12 protein-coding genes are annotated in these 14,037 nt (G+C 67.7%); 7 read left to right on the forward strand and 5 right to left on the reverse strand.

Going from position 1 to position 14,037, the window contains the following annotated elements; translation table 11 throughout:
* The first annotated feature begins 164 nt into the window (after nt 1-164).
* Nucleotides 165-836 (forward strand): M50 family metallopeptidase, encoded by a 672-nt coding sequence (locus M1K48_RS09305; RefSeq protein ID WP_249454708.1) that lies wholly within the window; start codon nt 165-167, stop codon nt 834-836.
* A 347-nt stretch (nt 837-1,183) separates the two neighbouring features.
* Nucleotides 1,184-1,909 carry a hypothetical protein gene (locus tag M1K48_RS09310; RefSeq protein ID WP_249454710.1) on the forward strand — a complete coding sequence of 242 codons (726 nt, stop codon included), beginning with the start codon at nt 1,184-1,186 and terminating at the stop codon, nt 1,907-1,909.
* 70 nt (nt 1,910-1,979) lie between these two features.
* Here M1K48_RS09310 and hutU read toward each other — a convergent pair whose 3' ends face one another.
* A complete protein-coding gene (hutU, locus tag M1K48_RS09315) occupies nt 1,980-3,638 on the reverse strand; it encodes a urocanate hydratase (RefSeq protein ID WP_249454711.1) in 1,659 nt (552 codons plus the stop codon).
* Nucleotides 3,635-4,837 (reverse strand): imidazolonepropionase, encoded by a 1,203-nt coding sequence (gene hutI, locus M1K48_RS09320; protein ID WP_249454713.1) that lies wholly within the window; start codon nt 4,835-4,837, stop codon nt 3,635-3,637. The genes hutU and hutI overlap by 4 nt, the downstream gene beginning before the upstream one ends.
* Before the next feature lie 36 nt (nt 4,838-4,873).
* Here hutI and M1K48_RS09325 point away from each other — a divergent pair, with 36 nt between their 5' ends.
* On the forward strand, nt 4,874-5,779 hold the full coding sequence (locus M1K48_RS09325) for an arginase family protein (RefSeq protein ID WP_249454714.1): 906 nt from the start codon (nt 4,874-4,876) through the stop codon (nt 5,777-5,779).
* On the opposite strand, the gene M1K48_RS09330 is transcribed toward M1K48_RS09325, so the two are convergent.
* The 3 genes from M1K48_RS09330 to xth all read right to left on the reverse strand — a co-directional run bounded on the left by M1K48_RS09330 (nt 5,769) and on the right by xth (nt 9,206).
* A complete protein-coding gene (locus M1K48_RS09330) occupies nt 5,769-7,340 on the reverse strand; it encodes an ATP-binding protein (protein ID WP_249454715.1) in 1,572 nt (523 codons plus the stop codon). The two genes, M1K48_RS09325 and M1K48_RS09330, sit on opposite strands and share 11 nt — an antisense overlap.
* A gap of 82 nt (nt 7,341-7,422) precedes the next feature.
* Entirely contained in the window at nt 7,423-8,439 is a 1,017-nt protein-coding gene (locus M1K48_RS09335) for an ATP-dependent DNA ligase (protein ID WP_249454716.1), read from the reverse strand.
* Nucleotides 8,436-9,206, reverse strand: coding sequence for an exodeoxyribonuclease III (gene xth / locus M1K48_RS09340; protein WP_249454717.1), 771 nt, complete (start codon nt 9,204-9,206; stop codon nt 8,436-8,438). Before xth ends, M1K48_RS09335 begins: the two co-directional genes overlap by 4 nt.
* Nucleotides 9,207-9,378: 172 nt before the next feature.
* On the opposite strand from xth, the gene M1K48_RS09345 reads away from it, so the two are divergent.
* Genes M1K48_RS09345 through kdpB form a run of 4 tightly spaced genes read left to right on the forward strand, consistent with a single transcriptional unit; the run spans nt 9,379 to nt 14,037 of the window.
* Complete coding sequence (locus tag M1K48_RS09345) at nt 9,379-10,125, forward strand: TorF family putative porin (protein WP_249454718.1); 747 nt, start codon at nt 9,379-9,381, stop codon at nt 10,123-10,125.
* A gap of 37 nt (nt 10,126-10,162) precedes the next feature.
* On the forward strand, nt 10,163-10,252 hold the full coding sequence (kdpF, locus tag M1K48_RS09350; RefSeq protein ID WP_249454719.1) for a K(+)-transporting ATPase subunit F: 90 nt from the start codon (nt 10,163-10,165) through the stop codon (nt 10,250-10,252).
* 13 nt (nt 10,253-10,265) lie between these two features.
* On the forward strand, nt 10,266-11,984 hold the full coding sequence (gene kdpA / locus M1K48_RS09355; RefSeq protein ID WP_257794141.1) for a potassium-transporting ATPase subunit KdpA: 1,719 nt from the start codon (nt 10,266-10,268) through the stop codon (nt 11,982-11,984).
* A gap of 13 nt (nt 11,985-11,997) precedes the next feature.
* A complete protein-coding gene (gene kdpB, locus M1K48_RS09360) occupies nt 11,998-14,037 on the forward strand; it encodes a potassium-transporting ATPase subunit KdpB (RefSeq protein ID WP_249454720.1) in 2,040 nt (679 codons plus the stop codon).

Genomic DNA, 14,037 nt, shown 5'->3' on the forward strand with positions numbered 1-14,037 from the left:
CCCCGCCGAGCGGGAGAGGCACGCTCCCCCTTTCGCTAACCCTTTCGATAGAGGACCGAGCTACTCTAATGATCCTTGCCCACAAGGCAGGCTAGCAATTTCGACGGACCGGATACGCGATGCTCAGCAGGAATTTAGACCGGGATCGAGCACTCCGCATCGCCATGATGATGCTGATTGCTTTTGTCTCTGTCACGCTTTGGCAGACATCGCTTGGGCGTATTCTCCTGTATCCGTTCACCATCTTGGCGACTTGGTTTCACGAGTTCGGGCACGGCCTTGCTGCCTTGCTGACCGGCAACGCCTTCCATCAATTGCTGATCTTTCCTGACGGGTCCGGCCTCGCGTTCGCAGGCGGGCGGACAGGTGCCAATCGCCTTACCCAAGCCCTAATTCCCGCGGGCGGCCTGTTCGGACCTCCCATTGCCGGCGCGCTGCTCATCATTGCCTCGCGTAGCCGTGAAGCAACGCAGGGCGGCCTCAACCTGCTCGGGATTCTGTTGATCGCCTCGACCGCGATCTGGGTGAGAACCCTTGTTGGATGGTTGATCCTGCCAGCGATGGGCGCAATCATTCTCGTGATCGCGCACCGCGCGTCTCCCGCCGTCCAGCGCCTCGCAATCCAATTACTCGGCGTGCAAGCCGTCATCAGCGTATGGGCGCAGCTCGACTATCTTTTCATGTCCGAGGCCACGGTTGCCGGTGAAGTCAGGCGCTCGGATTCGGCCGCCATCGCCGATGCGCTTTTTGCCCCCTATTGGTTCTGGGGCGCCGCCATCAGCGTCGCGAGCTTCGCGCTGCTCTGGTGGAGTTTGAAGGTCGCCATGCGACGCTGACGAGGCGCTTGGGAAGCAGGATTTCGGCTGCTCACCATACTTTCGTGGTCTGCTGCCAAGCCTTGACGGCGTCGAGCATTTCGCCCCGTGCCTACCTTTCCGACTGCACTTCGCAGATCAGGGAAGGGGGCGCTCGATTGCCGGCGACCCGCTACGCGACGCGTCATGGTCCACGAGATCGATTCCGCTGTCGGCCGTTGCCAATCTAATTCGCAAACCGGATTATTGACTCGCGTTGCGAAAAGAGTCCCTATCATCTGCCGGCTACCCCGCCGGCAAAGAGGGGAAAAACCATGCTCAAGACTCAGCTCTTAGTTGCGTGCACCTTGCTGGCGGCGACACCTGCCGTGGCTCAATCACCCTTCGACGGCACCTGGAAGATGGATGCCAGCAAAGCCAAGTGGACCGACAAACCTGCCGAGGCGGTCCTCGCAGGCGGCATGTACGAGTGCGTGACCTGCACGCCGGCCTATAAGATCAAGGCAGACGGTACTTATCACAGCCGTCCGGGCGGCGGGGTGGACGAAACGTCCGTGCAGATCATCAACGACCGTTCGGTCAAATTCGCGTCCCGCAAGGCGGGCACCCTGGTCGGCGAGTCGCTGGTGACGATCTCGGCCGACGGCAACACCCGCACGGTCGAAGCGGCGGACTATGCCCCCAATGGCATCGTGACTCGCTACTCCACCACCCAGCGCCGCGTCGGTGCGGCACCGGCCGGTGCGCACCAGGCTTCGGGCAAGTGGCTGATGGACCGGATCAACAGCGCCAGCGACGAACAGATGCTGATGACCTTCAAGGTCGACGGCGACAAGCTGAACATGAGCACGCCCGACGGCTATTCCTATGCCGCGCAGTTCGGCGGAGCGGCGGTTCCGGTCGGCGGGGATCGCTTCGGCGGGAAGGTCCAGTTGCGCAAGCTGTCGGCCAACAGCTTCGAGGAGATCAACCTGCGCGACGGCAAGGTTCGGTCGGTGTCGACCATCACCCGCACGCCCGAGGGACGCCTTCATATGAAGTCGGAAAACAAGCTCAATGGCGCTGTCGAAGAGTTCGAATTCGCTCCGCAGTGAGTGCACCGTCCTGCCTGCCGACGCTGGTCACTGCGGAGGCAGGCAGGACAGGCTTCGAGAAGCTAAGGGTTCAGCCGAGGCTCGGCAGGTCCAGCCCCTGCTCCCGTGCGCAAGCCGCCGCGTCCTCATATCCTGCATCGGCGTGGCGCATGACCCCGGTGGCGGGGTCATTCCACAAGACCCGCTCCAGCCGCCGCGCGGCTTCGGGCGTGCCGTCGGCGACGATCACCATCCCGGCGTGCTGGCTGTAGCCCATGCCGACCCCGCCGCCGTGGTGGAGCGACACCCAGGTCGCGCCGCTGGCGGTGTTGAGGAGGGCGTTGAGCAGCGGCCAGTCGCTGACCGCGTCGCTGCCGTCCTTCATCGCCTCGGTCTCACGGTTGGGCGAAGCGACCGAGCCGCTGTCGAGATGGTCGCGGCCGATCACCACCGGGGCCTTCAATTCGCCGCTCGCCACCATCTCGTTGAAGGCGAGGCCCAGCCGGTGGCGCTGCCCCAGCCCGACCCAACAAATCCGCGCTGGCAGACCCTGGAAGGCGATCCGCTCGCGCGCCATGTCGAGCCAGCGGTGGAGGTGAGGATCGTCGGGGATCAGCTCCTTCACCTTGGCGTCGGTCTTGTAGATGTCCTCGGGATCGCCGCTCAACGCGACCCAGCGGAACGGCCCTATCCCGCGGCAGAACAGCGGCCGGATGTAAGCGGGGACGAAGCCGGGAAAGTCGAAGGCATGTTCTACCCCGGTGTCGAAGGCCTCCTGGCGGATGTTGTTGCCATAGTCGAAGACGGGGATGCCCTCGGCCTTGAAGCTCAGCAGCGCCTCGACATGCCGGGCCATCGAGATGCGCGCGGCGGCGGCGGTGACTTCGGGGTCACGCTCGCGGCGTTCGATCCACTCGGCGACGGTCCAGCCCATCGGGAGGTAGCCGTTGACCGGATCGTGCGCGCTGGTCTGGTCGGTGATCGCATCGGGGCGGATGCCGCGGGCGAGCATTTCGGGGACGATTTCGGCGGCATTGCCGAGCAGGCCGACGCTGGTCGGTTCGGTCGCTTGCGCGATGATCTCCAGCGCCTCGTCGATGGTCGCGGCGCGGCGGTCGAGATAGCGGGTTTCGAGCCGCTTCTCGATCCGGCTTTCCTGGCATTCGATGGCGATGCAGTGGGCGCCGGCCATCACCGCCGCCAGCGGCTGCGCCCCGCCCATGCCGCCGAGCCCGGCGGTGAGGATCCACTTGCCGCTGAGGTCGCCGCCGAAATGCTGGCGGCCCATTTCGGCAAAGGTCTCGTAGGTGCCCTGAACGATGCCCTGTGTGCCGATGTAGATCCAGCTGCCGGCGGTCATCTGACCGTACATCATCAGCCCGGCGCGATCGAGCTTGTGGAAATGCTCCCAGGTCGCCCACTTGGGGACTAGGTTCGAGTTGGCGAGCAGCACGCGCGGAGCGTCGGCGTGGGTGCGGAAGACGCCGACCGGCTTGCCCGACTGGACCAGCAATGTCTCGTCGCCCTTCAGACGCTCGAGCGTCTCGACGATACGGTCGAAGCTCGCCCAATCGCGCGCGGCCCGGCCGATGCCGCCATAGACGACCAGGCTCTGCGGGTCCTCGGCGACCTCGGCGTCGAGGTTGTTCTGGAGCATCCGCACCGCGGCCTCGGTCTGCCAGCTCCTGGCGACCAGCTCCGGCCCGCGGCGGGCCCGGATGATGCGCTGGTTGTCGCGGCGGTCGTTCACTGATCCATTCCCCCGAAGATTCGTCGTTCCGGCACCAGGCCGAGCCAGTAGCCGAGCTCGGCCGGCTCGGCGATATTCCACACCGCAAGGTCGGCCGCCTTGCCCGGCTCGATTGAGCCCACCTCCCCCGCCAGACCCAGCGCGCGGGCGGCGTTGATCGTCATGCCGGCGATCGCTTCCTCCGGCGTCAGGCCGAACAGGTTGCACGCCATGTTCATCGCTAACTGCGGCACCAGGTTGGGCGAGGTACCGGGATTGCAGTCGGATGCGACGGCCATCGCCACCCCATGCTTGCGAAGCAGATCGACCGGCGGCTGTTTGGTTTCGCGCAGGGTGTAGAAAGCGCCGGGCAGCAGCACCGCCACGGTCCCGGCCGCCGCCATCGCAGTCGCCCCTGCCTCGTCGAGATGCTCGAGATGGTCGGCCGACAGCGCGTGATGGCGGGCGGCCAGCGCGGCACCGTTCTGGTTGGACAGTTGCTCGGCGTGGAGGCGCACCGGCAGGCCGTGCTTGGCAGCAGCCTCGAACAGGCGCTCGGTCTCGGCCGGCGTAAAGGCGATCCCCTCGCAAAAGGCGTCGACCGAGGTGGCGAGGCCGAGCCGGGCGACGGTCGGCAGCAGTTCCTCGATCACCCGCTCGACGAAGACGTCACGGTCGGCCCCGGCCGGCAGCGCATGCAGCGCCAGGAGGGTCGGCACCACCCGCACCGGTTCGGACCTGGCAAGGGTCCTGATGACGTTGAGCAGGCGAAGCTCGGAAGCGGGGTCGAGGCCGTAGCCCGACTTGATCTCCACCGTGGTGACGCCGCCCCGCATCAGGGACTGCAGCCGCGCCCGGCTCTGCTCCAGCAATTCGGTGACGCTGGCGGCGGCCGTGGCACGGACGGTCGAGGCGATGCCCCCGCCGGCGCGCGCGATCTCTTCATAGGTGGCGCCGGCGCGGCGGGCGGCGTGCTCCGCGGCGCGCGTCCCGCCGAACACCAGGTGGGTGTGGCAATCGACCAGCCCGGGCGTCACGAACGCACCGCCCAGCGGCACGACCTCGGCGGCGCGGGTCCCGGCCAGCTCGGTCCGGCGGCCGACCCGCACGATCCGCCCGCCATGGATTCCGATCGCGGCATTGCCGATGAGGCCGAGCGGATTGCCGGGCGATGGCACCATCGTCAGGACATGGCAGTCGGTCAGCAGGCGGTCCCACATGCGACAAGCCTGTAGGCGGCTGCTACAGGAGCGGCAATGACCAGCGCCTGGCCCAACCTGTCCGATCTGATCTTCCCCGCCGATACCGCGGCGCCGATCGGGCTGGTCGGGGCACCGCTCGGCGCGGGATCGGTGACGCCGGGGCATTGCGACCTGGCGCCGGCGGCGCTTCGGGGCGTGCTGAAGCGCATCGGCCTGTACGATGTCGACAGCCGGAGCGAGCTGTCGGCCCGGATCGCCGACCATGGCGACTTGGCGCTTGGCGGGCTCGACATCGCAGGCGCGACGGGTCCGATCCGGGAGGCGGTGCGGGCCTCGGTGCGGCGCCATGACCTGACCGTGCTGGTCGGCGGCAGCAATGCGGTGACCCGGCCCGGACTGCTCGGGATGGCCGAGGCGCTTGGCCTCGACCTGGCGGAGGTCGGGCTGATCACGCTCGACGCGCATTTCGACATGCGCGGACTGGAGGCGGGCCTCAGCAACGGCAATCCGGTGCGAGCGCTGCGCGAGGACGGCTTGCCGGGCCGCAATATCGTGCAGATCGGGCTGGCGCCGTTCGCCAATGCGCGGACGATGCACGAGGATGCGCTGGCCGGCGGCCACCTGGTGATCACGCTCCGCGACCTGCTCGAACAGGGCACGATCGAGGCGCTGGAGGCGGCGGTCGAGCGGCTCGAGGGGGTAAAGGCGATCTTCGTCGATTTCGACATCGATGTGATCGACCGCAGTCAGTTCCCGGGGGCGCCGGGAGCGCGCGCAGGCGGCATGCTGGCCGAGGAATTTTTTGCCGCCGCACGCTGGCTGGCCAGCCAGCCCCAGGTTCGGGCGATCGACCTCACCGAGTGGGACCCGCCGCTCGACCCTGGCGACCTCAGCGCGCTCACCGCCGGGCGCTGGCTGGCCGAGGTCGTGGCCGGGGTCGACGACCGGCTCAGTCGATAAGCGCGTCGATCGCGGCGGCGAGCGCGCCGGCGCTGACCGGCTTCTTGAGGATCCTCACCCGGCCGTCGACCGCGCGGTCTATTGCCTCGCTGTCGGAATAGCCGGTCAGGAATAGCAGTTTGACGTCGGGCCGCATCTCAAGGGCAGTGGCTGCGACCTGCGCCCCGTTCATCCCAGGCATCGCAAAGTCGAGCAGGAGCAGCGACGGGCTCCATCGCTCCAGCTCAAGCAGGGCCTGGGGACCATTCTCGGCCTCGGTGACCTGGTGGCCCTGCTTGCGCAGCATGTCGGCAATCGTCTGGCGCACCTCACGGTCGTCGTCGACCAGCAGGATGTCGGTCAGCCGTGCCGGTCCGTCGCGAGGTGACTTTTCACGACCGGTACCGGCCGCCGACCGGATGATCTCTTCGCGCGGCAGATAGAGGGTGACGGTGGTACCCTTGCCCGGCTCGCTGTCGATCCGCAAGTCGCCGCCCGCCGCCCTCGCCACGCCATAGGCCATCGACAGGCCAAGCCCGGTGCCACGCCCGGGTCCCTTGGTGGTAAAGAAGGGCTCGAGCGCGCGCTCGACGACTTCCGGCGTCATGCCGACACCTTCGTCGACGATCCGCACCGCGATCCGATCGGGCGCGTCTGTCGCTGCCTGGACCAGCAGGCGTCCGCCCTGAGGCATTGCATCCCGGCTGTTGATGGCAAGATTGAGGATCGCAAGCTCGAGCTGCGTCGCGTCGGAGCGAACGGCACCAAGACCGGGCGCGATCTCGACATCCAGCTCGATCGTCGGACCGACCGAGTTGCGGAGAAAATCCGACATGTCGTGGAGCAGGCCGCCGACGTCGACCGCGGTCGCTTCAAGCCTTTGGCGCCGGGAAAAGGTCAGCAGCTGACCGGTCAATCGCGCGCCGCGCTCGGTGGCCTGCGCCGCATTGCCTGCCCAGCGCACGACCTTGTCGCGATTGTCGGGTGCCATCTGGATCAGCTCGAGGTTGCCCGAGATCGCCTGCAGCAGATTGTTGAAGTCGTGCGCGATGCCGCCGGTCAGCTGTCCGACCGCTTCCATCTTGTTGGCCTGGACCAGCGCGGCTTCCGCCCGTTCCCGCTGCGCCACCTCGCCGCGGAGCTGCTCGAGCGCAGAGTCCCGCTCGGCGAGGGCCGCGGCAAGCTCGTCATTCTTCTTCTGGAGCATCGACGGACTGGGGATCGCAAGCGCGCGGGGCAGCAGCGGCCAGAGCAGGATGGCGGTGGGAACGCTGGCGATGGCGGTGATCGCCTTGATTGTCGCCTCCGCCGCATAATCGCCATGCCACAGGTTCCAGATGCCCATGACGTGGGTCAGCCCACACGACAGGATAAACAGTGCGAACAGCCAGAACATCTTGCCGAACTCGACGTCGGGGCGCTTGCGGACAAAGGTGACCAGCGCGATCGGGATCGAGAAATAGGATGCGGCGATCAGGGCGTCCGACACGACGTGGGTCCAGATCAGCTCGGGCTGCCACAGCAGGCAATAACCGTGAGGCGCATAGTCGCCGGCAAAGAAAGCCCTGGCGGATTCAAGCATAACGGCATCCTGCACGGGGCAGGCAGGAATGCCCGCCGAGTCAGCTAGACTACGTTCCCGACCGACGATTGCCAATCACTGTTCAGCCGTTGTGGAGCAGCTCCGCCAGACCGGCCGTCGAAAGGGGATGCCGGAGCTGCTCGCAGCGGCACTGGTCGGCGCCCTTGTCCGGGCGTCGCCTGAGCAGCCGGGCACCATGCCGGAACCGCCCGTTGGTGACCTGGTCGTAGAGCACTTCCACTACCAGTTCGGGACGCAAGGGCACCCACTCGCTGGTCCGCTCGCGCGACCAGCGGCTGGCCTTGTCGGGGCGGTTGCCGGAGAACCCCTCGCCGCCTTCCAGCGGGGCCAGTTCGCCCGCCCAGGCGCGCTTTTCGGCGGCCTTGAAGCCCGAGCAGAAGCCGACGTGGTGGAGCAGGCCGTCGTCGCCATAAAGACCGAGCAGGAGCGAGGCGACGCCGCCGCCCTTAGCATCGCTACGGTAGCCGCCGACTACGCAATCGGCGCTGCGATAGCGCTTGATCTTGAGCATCGCGCGCTCTCCGGCGCGATAGGGTTCGTCACCCTTCTTGGCGACCACGCCGTCGAGCGCACCGCCGCTGCGTTCCAGCCAGCGGCGTGCCGTTTCTATATCGGCGGTCTGCGGGGAAAGGAGCAGCGAGGGCGCCTTAGCCTGGGCAATCAGGCGTTCGAGCGCCCCCCGCCGCTTGGCGAGCGGAGCCGTTGCCAGCTCGTCCTGTCGCCAGCGCAGGAGATCGAAGGCCATGAACAGCGCCGGCGTCTCGGCCGACAGCTTGCGGACCCGGCTTTCCGCGGGGTGGAGGCGCTGCGACAAGGCGTCGAAGCTGAGGCCGTCCTGGGTTTCGATGATCAGCTCGCCGTCGAGGGTGAAGTCGCCTGCGGGCAGCCCGCCGATCAGTGCTTCGACCTCGGGAAAATAGCGACCGAGCGGCTTGCCCGAGCGCGACCACAGCTGCACCTCGCCGTCGGTTCGCACCGCGAGGCAGCGGAAGCCGTCCCACTTGGGCTCGTAGCGCCACTCGGGGCCGGACGGCAGCTCCTCGACCAGCAGCGCCTCCATGGTCGCGGGGGCGGTCATTTGAGCGCGATCCAGACGGGCGCGTGGTCGCTGGTCTTGGGCAAGGCGCGGGCGGAGCGATCGACCCCGGCTGCCTTCAGGCGCTTGGCCGCCGCCGCGTTGAGCAGCAGGTGATCGATGCGCAGCCCGGCGTCGCGTGCGAAGGCGTTGCGGAAATAGTCCCAGAAGGTGAACACCTGCTCGTCGGGGTGAAGGTGGCGAAGCGCGTCGAGCCAGCCGGCACCGGTCAGCCGCTCGATCGCCGCCCGCACGTCGGGCACGAAAAGCGCGTCTTCGGTCCAGCGCTCGGGCTTGTAGACGTCGCGCTCGGTGGGGATGATATTATAGTCGCCGGCCAGCACCACCGGCTGGTCGAGGGGCAGAAGGTCGGCGGCGAGCGCCTCGAACGCGGCGATCCACCGCAGCTTGTAGTCGAACTTGGGACCGGGGCGCGGATTGCCGTTGGGAAGGTAGAGACAGCCGACCAGCACGCCGTTGACCGCCGCTTCCAGGTAGCGGCTCTGTGCCGGGTCGGGATCGTCGGGCAGCCCGCGCCGGGTCTCGACCGGAGTGCAGCCGCGGGCCAGGATGGCGACCCCGTTCCAGCTTTTCTGGCCATGCCAGATCGCGCCGTAACCGGCTTCCTCCAGGGCCTTGAGGGGAAACTTCTCCTGCGGCGCCTTCAGCTCCTGCAGGCACACCACGTCGGGGCTGGTCGCGCCGAGCCACTCGAGGAGTACCGGCAGCCGGCCGTTGACGCCGTTCACATTGTAGATCGCGATCCGCACAAGGCTTGAACCGCCAGCGGAGGGTGAAGCTCCCTGCGACCGCCCACTCCGCCCGATCGGCGCAACAGGCTTTACGGAAGCTTTACGCCAATCGCCCGCTCTTCACATGGCATTGTAACGGCCACGACCGCCATCTCGCTCCCCGACGGGCCCCTGCCCTGCGGAGTTTGCGATGCGCGTTTTCGATCTGCTCACCACGGCTGCAATCCTTGCCGCCGCCTTCCCGGTTCGGGCTGCCGCCCAGGAGGCGCCTGCGCCTGCCTTTGCCGTTAGCGGCGGGACGACCCTCGTCAGCCGGTATCGCTTTCGCGGAATCGGACTGTCGGACGAGATGCCGACCGTGCAGGGCACCATCAACCTGGCGCATCGCAGCGGCGCCTACGTCGGCGCCTGGGCCTCGGAGCTCGACGGGTTCGGCGAGCTGGGGGGGACCAATCTCGAGCTCGACCTCTATGGCGGCTACAAGCTGCCCGTTGGCAAGGCGACCCTCGACGCCGGCCTGCTCTATTACGCCTATCCGGGCAGCAAGGGCGGCAAGTTCGAATTCTTCGAGCCCTACGCCAACCTCAGCCTGCCGGTCGGCCCCGCCACCGCCAAGCTCGGGTTCGCCTTCGCGCCCGAGCAGGCGGCGATCGGCGGGAATAGCAATGTCTACCTGTTCAACGACAACAGCCTGCCGCTGAAAGGCACGCCGCTCACGCTCACCAGCCATGTCGGATGGTCGCGGGGCCGCACCACCCTGACTCCGGGGGGCGACTATCTCGACTGGTCGCTCGGCGCCCAGGCGAGCTGGCGCAATCTCACCGCTGGCGTCGCCTATGTCGACACCGACATCTCGCGCCGCGATGCGCTCGCCGCCGGAGCGACCAAGGGCATCGTCGACAGCACCGCCGTGCTCTCGCTCGGGGCAAGCTTCTGATGTCCCCAATCAACTCCGCCGTCGGGTCGCATCGCCCATGACCCTCGACCTGTGGCTCGGCGCGCTGACCGCGCTCGGCCTTCTCCTTTACCTGCTGGTCGCCCTGCTGCGGCCCGAGCGCTTCTAGGAGGCCGCGACCCATGGCCCATACCACACTCGCCGGCTGGCTGCTGATCGTCGGGTTCATTGCCGCCACCTTCGGCATGGCGCGCCTGTTCGGCCCCTGGCTGTTCGCCGTCTACGAAGGCCGCCCCCCGCGCCTGCTCGCCGCGTTCGGCCCCGTCGAGCGCCTGCTGACCGGGGCCGGCGGCCGCGCCGCCCGCGAGGAGCAGGGCTGGCGTGCCTATGCGATGCACCTGCTGGTCTTCAACGGCGCGGGCATCCTGCTGCTGCTCCTGCTTCAGCTGCTGCAGGGCATCCTGCCGCTCAACCCGCAGGGTTTCGCGGCGGTGCCGTTCGGGATCGCCCTCAACACCGCGGTCAGCTTCGTCACCAACACCAACTGGCAGAGCTATGCGGGGGAGACGACGATGTCGAACCTGACCCAGATGCTCGGCCTGACGGTGCAGAACTTCCTCTCCGCCGCGACCGGGATCTCGGTCGCCTTCGCGGTCATCCGCGGTTTCGCGCGGCGGGAAAGCGGCACCCTCGGCAACTTCTGGGCCGACCTGGTGCGGGTGACGCTCTACCTGCTGCTCCCGGCCTGCCTCCTCTACGCCCTGGTCCTGGTGGCGCTTGGCTTGCCGCAGACGCTGGCGGGCTCGACGGTCGCTCAGACCCTCGAAGGAACGCGCCAGGCCATCGCGCTGGGGCCGGTGGCGAGCCAGGAGGCGATCAAGATGCTGGGCACCAACGGTGGCGGCTTCTTCAACGCCAACAGCGCGCATCCGTTCGAAAATCCGGGAGCGCTCAGCAACCTCCTGCAAATGCTCAGCATCTTCGCGTTGGCCGCGGGGCTGACTTGGTGCTTCGGCAAGGCGGTCGGCAATGTCCGCCAGGGCTGGGCGATCCTTGCCGCGATGATGCTGCTGTTCGCCGGCCTGACGAGCGTGTCCTATATCGCCGAAGCGGGCGGCAATCCCATCCATCATCATGCCGGGGTCGATCCGTCGGGCGGCAACATGGAAGGCAAGGAGGTCCGCTTTGGCATTGCCGCCAGCGCCCTGTTCGCCAGCGTCACCACCGCCGCCAGTTGCGGCGCGGTCAATGCCATGCACGATAGCTTCACCGCGATCGGTGGGATGGTGCCCTTGTTCAACATGCACCTTGGCGAAGTGATCGTCGGCGGGGTCGGCGCCGGGCTCTACGGGATGCTGCTCTACGTCATCCTTGGCATCTTCATCGCCGGGCTGATGGTCGGCCGCACCCCCGAATATGTCGGCAAGAAGATAGAGGCGCGTGAGGTCAAGCTGGCGGTGATCGCGATCGCGGTCCTGCCGCTGTTCATCCTCGGCCTGACCGCAAGCGCGCTGGTGCTCCCGTCCGGCCTCGCCGGGTTGCAGGAAGCGGGCCCGCACGGGCTGACCGAAGCGCTCTATGCCTACACCTCGGCGGTCGCCAACAACGGCTCGGCCTTCGCCGGGCTGACCGCCACCAACGACTGGTGGGCCTACAGCTTGGCGCTGGCGATGCTGGTTGGCCGGTTGGCGGTGATCGTTCCGGTGCTCGCCATCGCCGGCAGCCTGGCCGCCAAGAAGACCACCCCCGAAGGCGCGGGCAGCTTTCCGACCACCGGGCCGCTGTGGATCGGCCTCCTCGCCGGGCTGATCGTCGTCCTCGGCGGCCTCACTTTCCTGCCCAGCCTCGTGCTCGGCCCCATCGCCGATCATCTCGCGATGATCTCCGGCCAGACCTTCTAAAGGGCGCCGCGTCATGACCCGTCACGAACGACCCTCGACCTCGATTTTCTCGGCCGCCCTGGTGCTGCCGGCGATCGGGCAATCCTTTCGCAAGCTCGATCCCCGCCAGCTCGCCCGCAATCCGGTGATGTTCACCACCGGGGCCGTCGCGTTGCTGCTGACCGGCCTGCTGATCGCCGGGCACGGAGTGGGCAGCCTCGGCTTCCAGATCCAGCTGGTCGCCTGGCTGTGGCTGACCGTCCTGTTCGGCAATTTCGCCGAGGCGCTGGCCGAGGGCCGCGGCAAGGCCCAGGCCGAATCCCTTCGCGACACTAAGTCGCAGCTGTGGGCCAAGCGCCTGCTCGGCGTCGGCGAGACCTACGGCAAGGTTCCGGCGACCCAGCTGCTGGTCGACGAGATCGTGCTGGTCGAGGCCGGCGACCTGATCCCCGCCGACGGCGAGGTGATCGCCGGCGTCGCGTCGGTGAACGAGGCCGCCATCACCGGCGAGTCCGCACCAGTGATCCGCGAGGCGGGCGGCGACCGCTCGGCGGTGACCGCCGGAACGCGCGTCATCTCCGACTGGATCAAGGTGCGGGTGACGCAGGAAGCAGGCCACGGCTTCCTCGACCGGATGATCGCCTTGGTCGAAGGAGCTTCGTGCCAGAAGACCCCGAACGAGACCGCGCTGACCATCCTGCTGGTCGGGCTGACCATCATCTTCCTGATCGCGGTCTCCACCGTCCCCGGCTTCGCGGCGTATAGCGGCGGGCAGATCGGGACGCCGCTGCTGGCCGCGCTGCTGATCACCCTCATCCCGACCACCATCGCGGCGCTGCTGTCGGCGATCGGCATCGCCGGCATGGACCGGCTGGTTCGCTTCAACGTCCTGGCCAAGTCGGGCCGCGCGGTCGAGGCGGCGGGCGATGTCGACGTCCTGCTGCTCGACAAGACCGGCACTATCACCGTCGGCGATCGCCACGCGACCGAGTTCCGCCCGCTGTCGGGCATCAGCGAGGCGCAGCTGGCCGAGGCCGCCTACCTCGCCAGCCTCGCCGACGAGACACCCGAAGGGCGTTCGGTCGTGGCCCTTGCCCGCGAACGCTATGGCGTCGCCGAACAGGCGCTGCCGGCCGATGCCGAGATCATCTCCTTCACCGCCCAGACCCGTCTCAGCGGCCTCAAGCTCGGCGAACGCAGGATCGAGAAAGGCGCGGTCGACAGCCTGCTGCGCGCCGCGGGCGGCACCGACAACCGCCAAGCCGCCGAGCTGAAGCGCATCACCGACGAGATCGCCCGCGCCGGCGGCACCCCGCTGGCGGTCGCCGAGAACGGCCGGCTGCTCGGGGCGCTTCACCTCAAGGACATCATCAAGGCCGGGATGCGCGAACGCTTCGCCGAGCTGCGCCGGATGGGCATCCGCACGGTGATGATCACCGGCGACAATCCGCTGACCGCCGCCTCGATCGCGGCCGAGGCCGGCGTCGACGACTTCCTCGCCGAGGCTACTCCCGAGGACAAATTGGAGCTGATCCGCAAGGAACAGGCCGGCGGACGGTTGGTCGCGATGTGCGGCGACGGCACAAATGACGCCCCCGCTCTCGCGCAGTCCGACGTCGGAATCGCGATGAACACCGGCACCCAGGCCGCGCGCGAGGCCGGCAACATGGTCGACCTCGACAGCGATCCGACCAAGCTGATCGAGGTGGTCGGCCTCGGCAAGCAGTTGCTCATGACCCGCGGCGCGCTGACCACCTTTTCGATCGCCAACGACGTCGCCAAATATTTCGCGATCATCCCGGCGATCTTCGTTGCGCTCTATCCCTCGCTCGGCGTGCTCAACGTCATGAACCTCGGGTCGAGCGAAAGCGCGATCCTCAGCGCGATCATCTTCAATGCGCTGATCATCCCGGTGCTGGTACCGCTGGCGCTGAAGGGCGTCCGCTACCGGCCGGCACCCGCTGGCGACATCCTGCGCCGCAACCTCGCCGTCTACGGCCTCGGCGGCCTCGTCGCGCCGTTCGTCGGCATCAAGCTCATCGATCTCGCCGTCACCGGCCTGCACCTCGCCTGA

Origin of the sequence: Sphingomonas glaciei (assembly GCF_023380025.1) — a bacterium.
Classification (GTDB): domain Bacteria; phylum Pseudomonadota; class Alphaproteobacteria; order Sphingomonadales; family Sphingomonadaceae; genus Sphingomicrobium; species Sphingomicrobium glaciei.

Bases quoted from the DNA above. Each gene is read 5' to 3' on its own strand.
- M1K48_RS09305 (WP_249454708.1), top strand. From the start codon at position 165: ATGATGATGCTGATTGCTTTTGTCTCTGTCACGCTTTGGCAGACATCG.
- hutI (WP_249454713.1), bottom strand. From the start codon at position 4,837: ATGTGGGACCGCCTGCTGACCGACTGCCATGTCCTGACGATGGTGCCA.
- M1K48_RS09325 (WP_249454714.1), top strand. From the start codon at position 4,874: ATGACCAGCGCCTGGCCCAACCTGTCCGATCTGATCTTCCCCGCCGAT.
- M1K48_RS09330 (WP_249454715.1), bottom strand. From the start codon at position 7,340: ATGCTTGAATCCGCCAGGGCTTTCTTTGCCGGCGACTATGCGCCTCAC.
- M1K48_RS09335 (WP_249454716.1), bottom strand. From the start codon at position 8,439: ATGACCGCCCCCGCGACCATGGAGGCGCTGCTGGTCGAGGAGCTGCCG.
- M1K48_RS09345 (WP_249454718.1), top strand. From the start codon at position 9,379: ATGCGCGTTTTCGATCTGCTCACCACGGCTGCAATCCTTGCCGCCGCC.
- kdpF (WP_249454719.1), top strand. From the start codon at position 10,163: ATGACCCTCGACCTGTGGCTCGGCGCGCTGACCGCGCTCGGCCTTCTC.
- kdpA (WP_257794141.1), top strand. From the start codon at position 10,266: ATGGCCCATACCACACTCGCCGGCTGGCTGCTGATCGTCGGGTTCATT.
- kdpB (WP_249454720.1), top strand. From the start codon at position 11,998: ATGACCCGTCACGAACGACCCTCGACCTCGATTTTCTCGGCCGCCCTG.